Annotated in this window: 18 protein-coding genes and 1 riboswitch; of the genes, 14 read left to right on the top strand and 4 right to left on the bottom strand. The window is 74.9% G+C overall.

Features of this window, described 5'->3' with window-relative positions; genetic code table 11:
* Positions 1-36: 36 nt before the first annotated feature.
* The 6 genes from DES41_RS12315 (at position 37) to cobJ (ending at position 4,980) form a co-directional block, all read left to right on the top strand.
* The gene (locus tag DES41_RS12315) at positions 37-834 is read left to right on the top strand and encodes an IclR family transcriptional regulator (RefSeq protein ID WP_114467950.1); all 798 of its coding nucleotides are present in this window, start codon (positions 37-39) and stop codon (positions 832-834) included.
* A 228-nt stretch (positions 835-1,062) separates the two neighbouring features.
* Positions 1,063-1,305 carry a hypothetical protein gene (locus tag DES41_RS12310; RefSeq protein WP_114467949.1) on the top strand — a complete coding sequence of 81 codons (243 nt, stop codon included), beginning with the start codon at positions 1,063-1,065 and terminating at the stop codon, positions 1,303-1,305.
* A gap of 15 nt (positions 1,306-1,320) precedes the next feature.
* A riboswitch (cobalamin riboswitch) is annotated at positions 1,321-1,559 on the top strand.
* A gap of 116 nt (positions 1,560-1,675) precedes the next feature.
* Positions 1,676-2,899 (top strand): precorrin-3B synthase, encoded by a 1,224-nt coding sequence (locus DES41_RS12305; protein ID WP_114467948.1) that lies wholly within the window; start codon positions 1,676-1,678, stop codon positions 2,897-2,899.
* Complete coding sequence (locus DES41_RS12300) at positions 2,871-3,515, top strand: precorrin-8X methylmutase (RefSeq protein ID WP_114467947.1); 645 nt, start codon at positions 2,871-2,873, stop codon at positions 3,513-3,515. The genes DES41_RS12305 and DES41_RS12300 overlap by 29 nt, the downstream gene beginning before the upstream one ends.
* A complete protein-coding gene (locus DES41_RS12295; protein ID WP_114467946.1) occupies positions 3,515-4,246 on the top strand; it encodes a precorrin-2 C(20)-methyltransferase in 732 nt (243 codons plus the stop codon). The genes DES41_RS12300 and DES41_RS12295 overlap by 1 nt, the downstream gene beginning before the upstream one ends.
* Complete coding sequence (gene cobJ / locus DES41_RS12290) at positions 4,243-4,980, top strand: precorrin-3B C(17)-methyltransferase (RefSeq protein ID WP_281277193.1); 738 nt, start codon at positions 4,243-4,245, stop codon at positions 4,978-4,980. The genes DES41_RS12295 and cobJ overlap by 4 nt, the downstream gene beginning before the upstream one ends.
* Here the strand turns inward: cobJ and DES41_RS12285 are convergent.
* Positions 4,956-5,738, bottom strand: coding sequence for a cobalt-precorrin-6A reductase (locus DES41_RS12285; protein WP_114467945.1), 783 nt, complete (start codon positions 5,736-5,738; stop codon positions 4,956-4,958). The genes cobJ and DES41_RS12285 overlap by 25 nt on opposite strands.
* Here DES41_RS12285 and cbiE point away from each other — a divergent pair.
* From cbiE to DES41_RS12245, 8 genes are all read left to right on the top strand, one after another.
* Positions 5,707-6,897 (top strand): precorrin-6y C5,15-methyltransferase (decarboxylating) subunit CbiE, encoded by a 1,191-nt coding sequence (gene cbiE, locus DES41_RS12280; RefSeq protein ID WP_114467944.1) that lies wholly within the window; start codon positions 5,707-5,709, stop codon positions 6,895-6,897. The two genes, DES41_RS12285 and cbiE, sit on opposite strands and share 32 nt — an antisense overlap.
* Positions 6,879-7,292 carry a cobalamin biosynthesis protein gene (locus tag DES41_RS12275; RefSeq protein ID WP_114467943.1) on the top strand — a complete coding sequence of 138 codons (414 nt, stop codon included), beginning with the start codon at positions 6,879-6,881 and terminating at the stop codon, positions 7,290-7,292. Before cbiE ends, DES41_RS12275 begins: the two co-directional genes overlap by 19 nt.
* The gene (gene cobM / locus DES41_RS12270) at positions 7,289-8,077 is read left to right on the top strand and encodes a precorrin-4 C(11)-methyltransferase (protein ID WP_114467942.1); all 789 of its coding nucleotides are present in this window, start codon (positions 7,289-7,291) and stop codon (positions 8,075-8,077) included. Before DES41_RS12275 ends, cobM begins: the two co-directional genes overlap by 4 nt.
* Positions 8,074-8,835 carry a precorrin-6A synthase (deacetylating) gene (gene cobF, locus DES41_RS12265; RefSeq protein ID WP_114467941.1) on the top strand — a complete coding sequence of 254 codons (762 nt, stop codon included), beginning with the start codon at positions 8,074-8,076 and terminating at the stop codon, positions 8,833-8,835. The genes cobM and cobF overlap by 4 nt, the downstream gene beginning before the upstream one ends.
* 139 nt (positions 8,836-8,974) lie before the next feature.
* Complete coding sequence (locus DES41_RS12260) at positions 8,975-9,655, top strand: DUF4142 domain-containing protein (RefSeq protein WP_170168158.1); 681 nt, start codon at positions 8,975-8,977, stop codon at positions 9,653-9,655.
* A gap of 57 nt (positions 9,656-9,712) precedes the next feature.
* The gene (locus tag DES41_RS12255) at positions 9,713-10,003 is read left to right on the top strand and encodes a hypothetical protein (RefSeq protein ID WP_114467939.1); all 291 of its coding nucleotides are present in this window, start codon (positions 9,713-9,715) and stop codon (positions 10,001-10,003) included.
* Positions 10,004-10,015: 12 nt separating this feature from the next.
* Positions 10,016-10,798, top strand: a complete 783-nt coding sequence (locus DES41_RS12250) for a DUF2243 domain-containing protein (protein ID WP_114467938.1) — start codon at positions 10,016-10,018, stop codon at positions 10,796-10,798.
* A 324-nt stretch (positions 10,799-11,122) separates the two neighbouring features.
* Positions 11,123-11,383 carry a hypothetical protein gene (locus tag DES41_RS12245; protein ID WP_147282843.1) on the top strand — a complete coding sequence of 87 codons (261 nt, stop codon included), beginning with the start codon at positions 11,123-11,125 and terminating at the stop codon, positions 11,381-11,383.
* A gap of 45 nt (positions 11,384-11,428) precedes the next feature.
* Here the strand turns inward: DES41_RS12245 and DES41_RS12240 are convergent, their stop codons facing one another.
* Genes DES41_RS12240 through DES41_RS12230 form a run of 3 tightly spaced genes read right to left on the bottom strand, consistent with a single transcriptional unit; the run spans position 11,429 to position 15,377 of the window.
* The gene (locus DES41_RS12240; protein WP_114467936.1) at positions 11,429-13,786 is read right to left on the bottom strand and encodes a xanthine dehydrogenase family protein molybdopterin-binding subunit; all 2,358 of its coding nucleotides are present in this window, start codon (positions 13,784-13,786) and stop codon (positions 11,429-11,431) included.
* Entirely contained in the window at positions 13,783-14,835 is a 1,053-nt protein-coding gene (locus tag DES41_RS12235; protein ID WP_114467935.1) for an FAD binding domain-containing protein, read from the bottom strand. Before DES41_RS12235 ends, DES41_RS12240 begins: the two co-directional genes overlap by 4 nt.
* Positions 14,832-15,377: a (2Fe-2S)-binding protein gene (locus DES41_RS12230; protein ID WP_211332963.1), complete on the bottom strand. Its 546-nt coding sequence runs from the start codon at positions 15,375-15,377 to the stop codon at positions 14,832-14,834. The genes DES41_RS12235 and DES41_RS12230 overlap by 4 nt, the downstream gene beginning before the upstream one ends.
* Between the last annotated feature and the right edge of the window lie 126 nt (positions 15,378-15,503).

The following is a 15,503-nucleotide window of genomic DNA, read 5'->3' as shown; positions in this document are numbered from 1 at the left end:
AGGGACGTATCCTCGGGACGCTTTCCACACGCCCCCATGGCCCCGACATCCCCCATTTCCAAGCGCCCAGCCACCGCCCGCGTGCGGCCGGTTCCGGCCGTCTCCCGCGCCCTGGCCATCCTGCGGTTCCTGGCCCGGCAGACCGAACCCTCCACGCTCAAGACCATCTCGCAGGAGCTGGAGATGGTCACCAGCACCTGCCTGCACATCCTGCGCGCGCTGGTCGAGGAGCAGATGGTCCAGGTGGATGCATCGACCAAGCGCTACACGCTCGGCGTCGGCGTGCTCTCCCTGGCACGCAGCGTGGCCGAGAACAACCCCTTCCACACGCTGGCCCAGCCGGTGCTGGACAAGATCGCCGAGGACTGGAACGTCACGACGATCGGCGTGAAGGTGGCCGGCATCGAAGACCTCGTGGTCCTCGCGCTGGCGCGCTCGCGCTCGCCGTTCAGCTTCTACGTCGAGGTGGGCAGCCGCTTTCCCGCGCTGACCAGCGCGACCGGCCGGCTCGTGGCGGCGCATGCGGCGCTGTCCCCTGCCGAGCTGCTGAAGCAGTTCAGGCAGCTGCGCTGGGACAACCCGCCCGATTTCGCGCAGTGGCAGAAAGAGGTCCAGGCGGCGGGCCGCCAGGGCTTCGGCATCGACCACGGCCACTACATGAGCGGCATCACGGTCATCGCGGCGCCCGTCACGACGGCACAGGCCCGCATGACGCACGCGCTGGTCGCCGTGGGGGTGACCGACCAGTTGACGAAGGGCACCACCCAGGCGCTGGCCAAGGCCTTGCTGGAAGAGGCGCGCACCCTCTCCCAGACCCTGGGAGGCCGGCCATGACGACCGCGGGCACCGGCCAGCCCGGGCACCCGGTGGCGCCGGGCTGAAGCCGCACGCACTGCCGCGGCGTGCGGACTGCGCCTGCGCGCGTTCACCAAGGCGCGGCGCCGGCACCAGCCGCAGGGTCGGCCAGCGTCCTACCTGCAGGCTGGCATCTGCTCGACAGGCGAGAGCCCTGCGCCGGCGCTAGGGTGGCGGCTTCACTTTTTGCCCGCAGCGCCACCCACCATGGACCTCATCGACCTCCTCCAATGGCCCGCCATGGCCGCCTCGCTCGCCGCCGCCTGGCTCGTCGCATCGGCCTCGGAACAGCGGCGCGCCTACGGCTTCTGGGTCTTCCTGCTCAGCAACGTGCTGTGGGTGGTCTGGGGCGTGTACACCAGCGGCTGGGCCCTGGTCGCGCTGCAGGTGGGCCTGGCGGCCATGAACATCCGCGGCCTCAAGAAGAACGACATCGAAGCAGAAGGCTGAGCCCCCGGGCTGCTACCATCCGCCGCTGCAACAGGTGCCCGGCGACACAAGCGCGCCGGGTTAAACGGGAAGCCGGTGTGCGCGCCTTCGGGGCCGCACGATGCCGGCGCTGCCCCCGCAACGGTGTGCGAGAAGCAAGCGGCAAACACAACCACTGGGTCGGTGCACCTGGGAAGGTTGCCGCAAGCGTCGGGTGTCGCGACAGGCGCCCGGAACTCGCGAGCCCGGAGACCGGCCTGTTGTTCCGAGCTGGCGTTGCGGTGGGCGATGCGGGTCCCATGGCTGCGCACGACCCATAGCCATCCGACCGCATTCCCTCTTGCCACGCACGGCAGCCCCGGGCCCCGGCCCGTACCGTTCAAGAGGACAGATGCGCGCGCCTTCGGCCACGCCGGCACCGCTGCCTGCGGCCCCCCTCCCCACCGTCCATGGCTGGTGCCCTGGTGCCCTGCGGCCCATGGCCTCGGGCGACGGCTGGATCGTGCGCGTGCGGCCGCACGCGGGGCGGCTCACGCGCGCGCAGGCCGCCGGCATCGCGCGGCTCGCCGCAGCGCATGGCCAGGGCACGCTGGAGCTGACCCGGCGCGCCAACCTGCAGCTGCGCGGCGTGGCGCAGGGCAGCCATCCGCAGCTGCTCGCCGGGCTGAAGGCCCTGGGCCTGGTCGATGCCGATGCCGCAGCGGAACAGCGCCGCAACATCGTCGTCACACCGTTCGGCGAGCCGGGCGACGCCACGCTGGCGCTCGCCTGCGCCCTGGCCAGCGAACTCGCCCGGGCCCTGGCCGCGCCCGGTGCGCCCGCCTTGCCGGCCAAGTTCGGCTTCGCTGTGGACTGCGGCGCCGCCCCCGTGCTGCGCGCCACCCCCGCCCATGTCCGCATCGAGCGCGACAGCCAGGGCCTGGTCGTGCGCGCCGACCGCGTGCCGCTGGCGGCCCGCGCCACGCCGCAGGACGCGGTGGCCATCGCCATGGAACTGGCGCACTGGTTCGCCCGCGGCGACGCTGCCGCGCCACCGCCCCGCTTCCAACCCGCCCCGCTGCCGCAGCGCACGGGCCCCAGGCCGCAGCCCGGCCCGGTGCCCGGCGGCTGGCTCGTGGCCGCCGCGTTCGGCCAGCTGCAGGCCGACACCTTCGCGCGCCTTGCCGAGCTGGGCGCGCTGCGCCTCACGCCCTGGCGCATGCTGCTGGTCGAAGGCGTGCGCAGCGCACCGGCACTGCCCGGGCTGCCCGGGCTGCTGACCGACCCGGCCGACCCCCTGCTGCGCGTCGTCGCCTGCAGCGGTGCCGAGGGCTGCCGCCAGGCGGTGGGCGCCACGCGCCCGCTGGCCCGCGCGCTGGCCGGCCTCGTGCCGGCGCACGGGCTGCTGCATGTCTCCGGCTGCAGCAAGGGCTGCGCGCATGCCGAGCCCACGGTCACGCTGGTCGCCACGCCGGCCGGCTACGACCTGGTCCGCCACGGCAAGGCCTCGTCGCGGCCCGACCGGCACGCGCTGCGCGCCGACGAACTCGCCTCCCATCTGGCCTGCGCATGGAACACCACCACAACAACACAAGACGCCCCGGCCCATGACGCCACCGACACCCCACCGCTATGAGACCGACGGCGCGGCGATCTACCGCGCCTCGTTCGCCATCATCCGCGCCGAAGCCGCGCTCGCTCGCTTCTCTCCCGCCGAGGAGATGGTGGCCGTGCGCATGGTCCATGCCGCCGGCATGGTCGAGCTGGCGCCGCACATCCGCTTTTCCGCCGGCGCGGCCGAGGCCGCGCGCGCCGCGCTCGAGGCCGGCGCGCCCATCCTGTGCGATGCGCGCATGGTCAGCGAAGGCATCACGCGCGCGCGGCTGCCGGCCGACAACCGCGTCGTCTGCACGCTGCACGAACCGGAGGTGCCCGCCCTCGCGGCCCGCCTCGGGACGACGCGCAGCGCCGCCGCCGTGGAACTGTGGCGCCCGCTGCTGGCCGGTGCCGTGGTGGCCATCGGCAACGCGCCGACCGCCCTGTTCCACCTGCTCAACCTGCTGCAGGACCCGCTGTGTCCGCGGCCCGCGGCCATCGTCGGCTGCCCGGTGGGCTTCGTCGGCGCGGCCGAATCCAAGGCCGCCCTGATCGAGGCGCTGCCCGCGCCGGCCATCGTCGTGGACGGGCGGCTGGGCGGCTCGGCCATCACGGTGGCCGCCGTCAACGCATTGGCCAGCCGCCAGGAAATCTGATGGGCCGCATCCTCTGCGCCGGGCTGGGCCCTGGCGACCCCGAACTCATGAGCGTGCGCGCCGACCGCGCCATCCGCACGGCCCGCCATGTCGCCTACTTCCGCAAGCGCGGCCGGCCCGGCCAGGCCCGGCGCATCGTCGACGGCATGCTCGCGCCCGAGGTGCAGGAGTACGCGATGGAGTACCCGGTCACGACCGAGCTGCACTTCGGCAGCGCCGAATACAAGGCCTGCCTCGCCGCCTTCTACGACGACTGGGCCGCGCGCCTGGCGGCGCTGGCACAGCAGCAGGATGTGGTGGTGCTGTGCGAGGGCGACCCCTTCTTCTTCGGCTCCTTCATGCACCTGCACACGCGGCTGCAGGGCCGCGCCCAGGTGGAGGTGATCCCGGGCATGCCGGGCATGGTGGGCTGCTGGTCTGCCACCCAGCTGCCCATCACCTGGGGCGACGACGTGCTCGTCGTGCTGATGGGCACGCTGCCCGATGCGGAACTGGAGCGCCACATGCGCTCGGCCGATGCGCTCGTGGTCATGAAGACCGGCCGCAACCTGCCGCGCGTGCGGCGTGCGCTGCAGGCCGCCGGCCGGCTCGACGCCGCCTGGCTGGTGGAGCGCGGCACCATGCCCGGCGAACGCATCGTGCCGCTGGCCGAGGTGGACGGCGCGGACTGCCCCTACTTCGCCATCGTGCTGGTGCATGGCCAGGGGCGCCGCCCCGAGGTGCTGGAGTGAGCCCGGGCTGGCTGTGCATCGCGGGCCTGGGGCCGGGCGACGAGGCCATGCGCACGCCCGAGGTCGCCCAGGCGCTGGACCAGGCCACCGACGTGGTCGGCTACATCCCCTATGTGGCGCGCGTCGCGCCGCGCGAAGGGCTGCGCCTGCACCCGTCGGACAACCGCCAGGAGATCGCGCGCGCCCAGGCCGCGCTGGCCATGGCCGCGGCCGGGCGGCGCGTGGTGGTGGTGTCGTCGGGCGACCCCGGCGTCTTCGCGATGGCGTCCGCGGTGTTCGAGGCGCTGGAGGCGGCGCCCGCGTGGCAACAGCTGGACATCCGCGTGCTGCCCGGCATCACCGCCATGCTGGCGGCGGCCGCCCGGGCCGGCGCGCCGCTGGGGCACGACTTCTGCGCGATCAACCTGAGCGACAACCTCAAGCCGGCCGCCACCATCGAGGCGCGCGTGCGCGCCGCCGCCGGTGCCGACTTCGCCATGGCCTTCTACAACCCGCGCTCGGCCAGCCGGCCCGATGGCTTCGCGCGCATCCTCGCCCTGCTGCGCGAGGCCTGCGAACCCCAACGCCTGCTCGTCTTCGCGCGCGCCGTCGGCACGCCCGAGGAGCGGCTGCGCACCGTGACGCTGGCCGAGGCCAGGCCCGAGATGGCCGACATGCGCACCGTGGTGCTGGTGGGCAATGCCGCGACCCGGCGCGTCGGCCGCTTCGTCTACACGCCGAGGGCGGCCTTGTGAGCCGCCAGCCAGGCCATCACCTCGGCCACCGAGCCGAGGCTGGTCCGCGGCGCCAGCCGCGGCCGCTGAACCATGATGACCGGCAAGCCCAGGCTGCGGGCGGCGTCGAGCTTGGCGCGGGCGCCGCTGCCGCCCGCGTTCTTGGCCACCACATGCGTGCTGCCGTGCGCCAGCATCAGTTGCCGGTCGCCCTCGGCCGTGAACGGGCCGCGGTCGAGCACCAGCGTGGCCTGCGGCAGGGACAGCGGCTGCAGCGGTGCGTCCACCAGCCGCAGCAGGTAGTGGTGTTGCGGGGCCTGGGCGAAGGCGTCCAGGGCCTGCCGGCCGATGGCCAGGAACACGCAGCTGGGCGCGGCCGGCAGGGCCGCCACGGCCGCGGCCATGTCCGGCACCTCACGCCAGTCGTCGCCGGACTGCGCCACCCAGGCCGGCCGCTCCAGCGCGACCAGGGGCACGCCGAGCGCGGCGCAGGCCTGCACCGCGTTCTCGCTCATGCGGGCCGCGAAGGGGTGGGTCGCATCCACCACCTGCGTGATGCGCTGCGCCAGCAGCCACGCGCGCAGGCCGGCCACGCCGCCGAAGCCGCCCACGCGCGTGGGCAGCGGCTGGGCCAGCGGCGCCTGGGTGCGGCCGGCATAGGAGTAGACGGCGTCCACGCCGGCCGTGGCCAGCGCTTCGGCGAGCTGGCGGGCTTCGGTGGTGCCGCCCAGGAGCAGGAGGCGGGGCGTGGCTGAGCGCTGGCTGGACATCATCGGCATCGGAGAAGACGGGTTGGCCGGATTGTCCGGTGCCGGCCGCGCGGCACTGGAGCAGGCCGCGTTCGTCTTCGGCGGCCCGCGCCACCTCGCGCTGGCCCAGGCGGGCGCGCGCGGCCAGGCCTGGCCGCGGCCCTTCGACCTCGCGCCGGTGCTGGCGCTGCGCGGCCGCCGCGTCGCCGTGCTGGCCTCGGGCGATCCGTTCTGGTTCGGCGCCGGCGGCGCGCTGGCCGCGCATCTGGCGCCAGACGAGTGGACGGCGCACCCGGCGCCCTCGACCTTCTCGCTGGCGGCCGCGCGGCTGGGCTGGCCGCTGGAGGGGGTCGCCTGCCTGGGCCTGCATGCCAGGCCGTTCGCCGTGGCGCGCGTGCACCTGCATCCCGGCGCGCGGCTGCTGTGCCTGCTGGCGTCGGCCGAGGCCGTCGGCAGCTTCGCGCAATGGCTGTGCGACCAGGGCTTCGGCAGCTCTACGCTGTGGGTGCTGCAGGCCCTGGGCGGCCCGCGCGAGCGCGTGCACCGGACCACGGCCCAGGGCCTGGACCTGGACCTGGACCTGGCCGGCATCGCAACGCCCGTGGCCGTGGGGCTGGAGCCGGCAGGCGCGGCGGGCCTGCCGCGCGCCGCCGGCCTGCCCGATGCGGCGTTCGCGCACGACGGGCAGATCACCAAGTCGCCCATGCGCGCGCTGACGCTGGCAGCACTGGCGCCGCGGCCCGGCGAGCTGCTGTGGGATGTGGGAGCCGGCGCGGGCTCCGTCGCCATCGAGTGGTGCCTGGCGGGCGGACGTGCCTGCGCCGTGGAGCAGCATGCGGCCCGCGCGGCCAACATCCAGGCCAATGCCGGGCGCTTCGGCGTGGCCGAGCGACTGCAGGTCGTCACCGGCCGCGCGCCCGAGGCCCTGGCGGGACTGGCGCCGGCGCAGGCCATTTTCGCCGGCGGCGGCTTCGACCTGGCGCTGTTCGAGGCGCTGCGCGCCGCCAGCCCCGTGGCGCGGCTGGTGGCCAATGCCGTCGCGCTGGAGACCGAAGCCCTGCTGCTGCAGCTGCACGCCAGCCATGGCGGCACGCTGCTGCGCATCGACATCGCCCAGGCCGCGCCACTCGGGCGCCTGCGCAGCTGGGCGCCGTCTCGCCCCATCGTGCAGTGGAGCGTGCAGCTGTGACGGTGCTGGGCGTGGGCTTCCATTCCGGCGCCGGCGCCGCGTCGCTGCACGATGCGCTGCGCGCCGCCTGCGCCGCGCTGCCGGCCCCGCCCGTGCTGCGCGCCGTGGCCACGGCGCAAGACAAGATGGACAGTGCCGCCCTGGCGCAGTTCGCCGCGGAGCTGCGCCTGCCGCTGGTCGGCGTGCCCCTGCCCCTGCTGGCCGCGCAGCCCGCCACACCCAGTGCCTTCGCGCCCGCGCGCTACGGCGGGCGCAGCCTGGCCGAGGCCGCCGCGCTGGCGGCCGCCGGGCCCGGCGCGCGGCTGCTCGCAACACGCGCCGTCTCCAGCGACCGGCAGGCCACGGCGGCCTTGGCCGCGGCCCGGCCCCATCCCACCGACCCCTGCGAACCATGACCGTCCACTTCATCGGCGCCGGCCCCGGCGCCCCCGACCTGCTGACCCTGCGCGGCCGCGACCTGATCGCCGCCTGCCCCGTCTGCCTCTACGCAGGCTCGCTCGTGCCCGAGGGCGTGCTGGCCTTCTGCCCGCCGGGCGCGCGCGTGGTCAACACCGCGCCGCTGTCGCTCGACGAGATCGTCGAGACCCTGCGCGCCGCGCACGCCGCCGGCCAGGACGTGGCGCGCCTGCACTCGGGCGATGTGTCCGTCTGGTCGGCCATGGGCGAGCAGCTGCGCCGCCTGCGCGCGCTCGGCATCCCGTTCACGGTCACGCCGGGCGTGCCGTCCTTCGCCGCGGCGGCCGCCACGCTGGCGCAGGAACTGACCCTGCCCGGGCGGGCGCAGTCGGTGGTGCTGACGCGCACCTCGGGCCGCGCCTCGTCCATGCCCGAGGGCGAGGCCCTGGCCCGCTTCGCGGCGACCGGCGCGACGCTGGCGATCCACCTGTCCATCCATGTGCTGGCGGGCGTGGTGGCCGAACTGCTGCCGTTCTACGGGCCCGACTGCCCGGTGGCCGTGGTCTGGCGCGCCAGCTGGCCCGACGAGCGCGTGGTGCGCGGCACGCTGGCCAGCATCGAGGCCGAGGTCGGCCAGACCATGGACCGCACCGCGCTGATCCTGGTCGGCGCCAACCTCGGCGCCGAGGACTTCGGCACGAGCCGGCTCTACGCCGCCGACTACGACCGCCGCTACCGCCCGCTGGGCGCCACGCCGCGCTTTCCCGCGGGCGGCGACGCATGATCGAGCTGGCGCTGGTCGGCATCGGCACCGGCCATCCCGACCACATCACGCGGCAGGGCGAGCGCGCGCTCAACGCGGCCGACCTGATCCTCATCCCGCGCAAGGGCGAAGGCAAGGCCGACCTGGCGGACGTCCGGCTGGCGATCTGCTCGGCCGTCGTCACCACGGGCACGCGCATCGCCTTCTTCGACATGCCGGTGCGCGAGGGTGCAGAGAGCGACTACGCCGGTGCCGTCGAACGCTGGCACGACGCGATCGCCGAGGCCTGGCTGGCGGCCATCGCCGTGCACCTGCCCGGCGGCGGGCGGCTGGCCCTGCTGGTTTGGGGCGACCCCTCGCTGTACGACAGCACGCTGCGCATCGCCGAACGGCTGGCACGCCGGACCGCACTGCGCACCAGCGTCGTGCCCGGCATCACGGCGCTGCAGGCGTTGACGGCCGCGCACGCCATCCCGCTCAACGCCATCAACAGCCCCGTCACGGTCACCACCGGGCGGCGGCTGGAGACGGGCGGTTGGCCCGCCGGTGCCGACACCGTGGCGGTGCTGCTGGACGGGCGCTGCGCCTTCCGCGGCCTGGAGACCGCCGGCGTGTCGATCTGGTGGGGTGCCTACCTCGGGCTGCCGCAGCAGCTGCTGCGGCACGGCCCGCTGGCCGATGTGGCCGGGCCCATCGCCCGCCTGCGCGACAGCGCGCGCGTGGCGCACGGCTGGATCATGGACACCTACCTGCTGCGGCGCAGCCCCCCGGCACCCTGAGCGCCTGTCCCGCGGGGAAGGACGCGCGCACACCTGCGGACAGGCCCGGCTCCTACAAGCGGCTTCGCCTTCGCTAGACAGGCGCAGGCCCCGCGCGGGCCGAGCATGGGCGGCGACGATGCCACCGGAGTACAGCACCATGACCGCCCCCTTCCCGCAGCCGCTGCTGCACGCCGCCACCGGCCTGGCCCTGTGCGTGGCCCTGGCCGCGCACGCCCAGCCCGACACCGGCCTGGGGGCCGGCCACCGCGCCGCCGATGCGACGCGCAACACCCGGCCCGACAACGGCCCGGAGTTCGCGGGCGAGGACGGCGTGCGCAAGGGCCGCGAGCAGGCCTTCCTCACGCGCGTGGACACCACCTTCCTCAACGATGCGGCCAAGCTCGCCATGGCCGAGGTGCCCGCCGCCCGCCTGGCCGCGCAGAAGGCCAAGGACCCGCAGTTGGCGGCCTTCGCACGCCGGCTGGCCGAGGACTTCGCGCGCAGCGAGACCGAGCTGCGGCGCCTGGCCGAACGCAAGGGCGTGGAATTGCCGGAAGGCCCGTCCATGGTGCTGCGCGCGCAGCTGCGCCGTCTGGAAGGGGCCGACCACGGCGAGTTCGACGGGCGCTACCGCGAGCACCTGGACACCGATGCCTACGCCGACGCGGTCGAGCGCTTCACGGAGGCCGCCGACAAGGCCGGCGATGCCGACGTGCGCGCCTTCGCGCGCAAGCACCTGCCCATGCTGCAGCGCCATCTCGCGCAGGCGCGCCAGCTGGCCGCCGGCCGTCCGCCCGGCAGCGCGCGCGAGCGCGAGGCGCCGCGCACCCCGGGCTGACGACCCGGACGCCAGCACGCACCCCTTGACCGCCGCCCACCACCGGAGAACCACACCATGCGCACTGTCCGAACGCTCACCGCCGCTGCAGCCCTGCTCGGCGCCCTGCTGCCACCGCTGCACGCCCAGAACACCAGCAGCCCGCCGCGCCCCACCGTGGGCGAAGGGTCCAACCCGCGCCAGGACGGCACCACGCGCGCGGGCACGCCGCGCCCGCCCAGTTCCGCCGCGTCGGCCAGCGCAGCGCCCCGGTCCGAGCGGGACGAGAAGCACCCGCCCGGCTACCGCAAGGGCAGCAGCACGCCGCGCGACAGCGACTCCGGCAGCATCCTGGGCACGCCGAAGTAGGCGCGGCGCGGCATGACGGCACCGGCACCCGCGCCCGGGCGCGCCGCCCTGCTGCTCGGCATCGCGCTGGGCGGCTTCTTCGACGGCATCGTGCTGCACCAGGTCCTGCAGTGGCACCACCTGCTGTCGGGCCTGGAGCGCGTGCGCGACCTGCGCCTGCAGCTGCTGGCGGACGGGCTGTTCCATGCCCTCATGTACCTCCTGGCGCTGCTGGGCCTGGCCCTGCTGTGGCGCGCGCGGCGGGCCTTGAGCGGGCCCGCGGCCGGGCGCGTGCTGGGCAGCGCCGCCCTGGTCGGCTTCGGCCTGTGGCATGTGCTCGACGCCCTGCTCTCGCACTGGCTGCTGGGCCTGCACCGCGTGCGCATGGACGTGGCCGATCCGCTGCCCTGGGACCTGGGCTGGCTCGCGGCCTTCGGCCTGCTGCCACTGGCGATCGCGCTGTGGTGGCGGCGCCGACCGCCGCCCGCCGCTGGACCGGGCCCGGGCGCCGGCCATGGCCGCAGCGGCGCCGTGGCGCTCGGCCTGGCGGCCCTGCTGGCCGGCCCGCTGGCGGCCCTGCCTGCGGCCGACGCCGACCAGGTGCTCGTGGTCTTCGCGCCCGGCACCGCGGGCGCCCGCGCCTTCGACGCGCTGGCGCGGCTGGATGCGCGCGTGCTGTGGGCCCGCGATGGGGTCTGGGCGGTGCAGATGGCGCAGCCGCACCAGGCCTGGCGGCTGCTGGGCGATGGGGCCCTGCTGGTCGGCCAGGGCCCGCTGGCCGGCTGCCTGGGCTGGACGCGCCCGGCCCCGCGCTGAAGGCCGGGCACGCGGCTTGCCTCGCTACGGCGAGCCGCCGGCACGGTGCCGGCGGTGCACCACCACGCGGGAGCACACCATCTGCACCACCGCCCGCGCACCTGGCCCCGGCCAGGGCCGTGCAACAGCCTGCGGGCCACGCGGGGCGGGGACCGGCGCCACGCCGCCCTTTGCCCTTGCACCTGCCGAAGCCATGGACATGGCTGTCCTGCACGAAAGTCCGCGTACAGTCGCCGGACCGCCTTCCCGGCCCCGGCCAGCACCCAGCAGCAACAACCAGATGCGGCCCGCCCGGCACCGACGGCACCGCCTCCCCCCAGAGCCATGCACCGACACGTGACCCGCGAGCAGTTGGAGCAGTGCCGGCACGCACTGGCCTCGGCCGAGGCATCGGACGAGATGCACGCGCTGGCCGACGACCTGCTGGACAAGCTCCTCAGGATGCACGACAGCTGCCGGCTCAGCCGCGACGTGCTGCTGCTGGCACTGGATTCGCTCGCCCTGATCCCCGACCTCGCGGGCTGCGTCGACCGCATCCGGGCCCACGCCGGCGAACTGCCGAGCCGGCCGGCACCGCCGGACTAGCCAGGCCGCCAGGCCGCCTGGCCGGCCGCCGCAGCGCCTGGCGGCTCAGCCGGGCTCGTGCGTGGCCGGCGGCACCAGCGGCAGGCCGGTGGCGCCATCGCCCGCGGGCCATTCGGGCGATGGCGCCATCACCTTGTCCGGCGTCATGGGCGTGGAGCGCAGCCGGCGTCCCGTGGCGTGGAAGATCGCGTTGGAGATGGCCGCGGCCACGCCCACGATGCCGATCTCGCCCACGCCCTTGGCGCCCAGCCGGCTCACGATGCGGTCGTCCTCGGGGACGAACACCACCTCGATGTCGTGCACGTCGGCATTGGTCGCGATGTGGTACTCGGCGAAGTTGTGGTTCATGAAGCGGCCCAGCCGGTGGTCGGCCAGCGTCTCCTCGTGCAGCGCCTGCCCGATGCCCCAGACGATGCCGCCCATCACCTGGCTGCGCGCCAGCCGCGGGTTGACGATGCGGCCGGCCGCCACCGCGCTGACCACGCGCGTCACGCGCACGGTGCCGAAGTCCTCGTCCACGCGCACCTCGCAGAACACCGCCGAGTGCACGGCGCGCACGTACTTCTTCTGCTGCAGCAGCCGCGGCAGCATCAGGTACTTCTCCTGCACGTGCGTGCGGCCGGCCAGTGCCAGCAGCCGCGGGTACGGCAGCGCCGTGCCGCCGCGCAGCACGATGGCGCCTTCGGCGAAGCGCACGTCGGACCAGCGGGCGCCCGAGAACGGCGAGTCCGGCAGCTCGCGCGCCAGCCGCAGCAGCTGGCGCTGCAGCTTCTCGCACACGCCTTCGACGGCCGAGCCCACCGTGGTCACGTGCGAGGAGCCGCCCTCCACCGGCGCCACCGGCAGCGTGGAGTCGCCGAGCCGGAACTCCACCTGCTCCAGCGGCAGCCCCATGGCCCCCGCGGCGATCTGCGCCATCACGGTGTAGGTGCCGGTGCCGATGTCGCTGGCCGCGCTGGCCACCACCAGCCGGCCGTCGGCGTGCAGCACGGCGCTGGCGCGCGCGAACATCTGCATCGCATCCCACTGGCCCGTGGCCATGCCCCAGCCGACGAGTTCATGGCCTTGGCGCATGCTGCGCGGCGCCGGCGGGCGCCGGTCCCAGCCGAAGCGCGCGGCACCCTCGGCATAGCAGCTGCGCAGCTCCTTGCTGGAGTACGGCAGGCCACGCGCGGCATCGCGCTCGGCATGGTTCACCAGCCGCAGCGTGAGCGGGTCCATCGCCAGGGCGTGGGCCAGCTCGTCCATGGCCACCTCCAGCGCATGCAGGCCATGGGCCGCGCCGGGCGCGCGCATGTCGATGGGCGTGTACTGGTCCAGCCGCACCAGGCCGTAGCGCAGGCGCAGGTTGTCGCAGCGGTACAGCTGGCCCGACCAGTTGACGACGACCTCGACGTAGTCCTCCAGGCGCGAGGTGGCGGCGATGGCGTCGTGCAGCACGGCCGTGAGCCGGCCGTCGGCCTGCGCCGCCAGCCGCACGCGCTGCCAGGTCTCGGGCCGGTGCCCGAAGGTGAACATCTGCTGGCGCGTGAGCACCACGCGCACCGGGCGCTGGCACTGCAGCGCCGCCATCATCGCCAGCAGCAGGTTGTACTGCGGCCGCAGGCCCGAGCCGAAGGCCCCGCCCACATAGGCGTTGCGCACCGTCAGCTGCCGCCTGGACAGCCCGAAGACATGCGAGACCACCCAGCGGCAGTTCTGCGCGCCCTGGTTCTTGTCGTGCACCGTCAGGTGGCCGTCGGCGTCGCGCAGCACCGTGCTGGCGTGCATCTCCATCGGGTTGTGGTGCTCGGGCCCGGCGTAGAACTGCGCATCGACGCGGACGGCCGCGGCCTCGAAGGCGGCCTGCGCGTCGCCGGTGGGCTGGGGCGGAGGCGAGTAGCCGGCCTTGAGCCGGCTGGGCCGGTGCACGCGTTCCAGGTTGGCCAGCAGGTCCGTGTCGTGCGGCAGCGGCGCATAGCGCAGCGTGACCAGCGAGGCGGCATGGCGCGCCGCCTCGAAGCTCTCTGCCAGCACCAGCGCCACGGGCTGGCCGCTGTAGAGCACGGTGTCGCCATGCAAGGGCTTGAACGGCGAGCCGGACGGAGCCGTCATGTCCTTGTAGAACAGGTCCAGCCGGCGGCTGCGCGGCCGGTTCAGGTGCGAGAGCACGGCCACCACGCCTGGCACGGCCAGCGCGGCGGCCGTCTCCAGCGCCTCGATGCGCCCGCGCGCGACCGTGCTGTTGACCACCACGCCGAACAGCATATCCGGTGCGCCGTGGTCGGCCGCGTAGCGCGCCTGGCCGGTGACCTTGACACGGCCGTCCACGCGGGCCGGCGCATCGCCGGGGCCCACCGGGCCGGTGCCGGGCTCGGCAATGGGTCGGGCCTGCAGCGGCTGGGACGTCGGGAGCGGGTTCATGCCGTGTTGTCTCCGGTGTTGGTCACCGTGCCCTGGACGGCCTGGCCCAGCGCACGCACGATGGCGCGGCGCGCCATCGGGATCTTGAAGGCGTTGCAGCCAAGGCCCACGCCCTGCGGCCGCGCGCCTTCGAGCACCCGGGCGGCCACCGCCTCGAACAGCGCGGTAGCGGGCAGCTGGCCGGCCAGCAGCGCCTCGGCCGCGGGCAGGCGCCAGGGCTTGTGGGCCACGCCGCCCAGCGCCAGGCGCGCGCTGCGGATGCGGCCGTCCGGCGCGAGGTCCAGCGCCGCCGCCACCGAGACCAGCGCGAAGGCGTAGGACTGGCGCTCGCGCAGCTTGAGGTAGACGCTGTGGGCCGCGTACTGGCGCGAAGGCGGCACCACGATGGCCTCGACCAGTTCGCCGGGCGCCAGCACGGTATCGCGCTCGGGCTGGTCCTGCGGCAGGCGGTGGAAGTCCACGAGCGCGACGGTGCGCGTGCCGCGCAGCGCACGCAGCTCCACCCGGGCGTCCAGCGCCGCCAGGGCCACGCACATGTCCGAGGGATGGGTGGCGATGCACGCCGCGCTGGCGCCCAGCACCGCATGCTGGCGCGCCAGGCCGCCGATGGCGGCGCAGCCGGCACCCGGCGTGCGCTTGTTGCACGGGGTGCCCGTGTCGTAGAAGTACAGGCAGCGCGTGCGCTGCAGCAGGTTGCCGCCGTTGCTGGCCATGTTGCGGATCTGCGGCGAGGCGCCGGCCAGGATCGCGCTGGACAGCAGCGGCAAGGCCGCGCGCACGCGCGGGTCGTAGGCCGTGTCGGCATTGCGCGCCAGGGCGCCCAGGCGCAGGCTGCCATCGGGCAGCGCCTCGATGCGGTCGAGCGGCAGGCGCTTCAGGTCGACGAGCCGCGCGGGCCGCAGCACGTTCTCCTTCATGAGGTCCAGCACATTGGTGCCGCCCGCGATGAAGCGCGGCGCCTGCGCCGCATCGCCGCCCGGCCCGGCCTCGGCGACCAGCGCGAGCGCCTGCTCTGCATCGGCCGCCTGCACGTAGTCGAACGGGTTCATCCCGGCACCGTTCCCGTCACGATGGGCCGGTCGGCGCGCTCGCTGGCATGCGGGCCCGGGCCGAACGCCACCTCGGCCACGGCCTGGGCGATCTGCACGTAGGCGCCGCAGCGGCACAGGTTGCCGCTCATGAGTTCCCGCACCTCGTCCAGCGTGCGCGCCTGGCCTTCGCGCAGCAGGCCCTCGGCCGAGCACAGCTGGCCCGGCGTGCAGTAGCCGCACTGCAGCGCGTCGTGGCGGATGAAGGCCTGCTGCAAGGGCGACAGGCGCTCCCCGTCCGCCAGGCCCTCCACCGTCACGATGTCGCAGCCCGCGCGCGCCAGTGCCAGGCAGCTCAGCTCGCGCCGGCCGTCCACGAGCACGGTGCAGGCACCGCACTGGCCGTGGTCGCAGCCCTTCTTGGTGCCGGTCAGCTGCAGCCGGTCGCGCAGCATGTCCAGCAGGCTGACCCAGGGTTGCAGCACCAGGCTGCGCGGCTGGCCGTTCACGCGCAGGGCCAGAGGCTGGCCGGCCGGCGCCGAGGCTTGGTCGTCGGAATGCATGGGGGGCTCCTTGTGCATGGCGCCTGGGCGGCAAACCGCGTTCCTGCGTTCGGGCAGGTGCGCGGCTTTCCTACACGCGCTCGCGGGCCGGCGCGACAGCGCCGCTGCGTTGCCCGGCATAGCCTT

The organism is Pseudorhodoferax soli, from assembly GCF_003337555.1.
GTDB lineage: Bacteria > Pseudomonadota > Gammaproteobacteria > Burkholderiales > Burkholderiaceae_C > Pseudorhodoferax > Pseudorhodoferax soli.
This window is presented reverse-complemented; position numbering and strand designations above follow the sequence as displayed.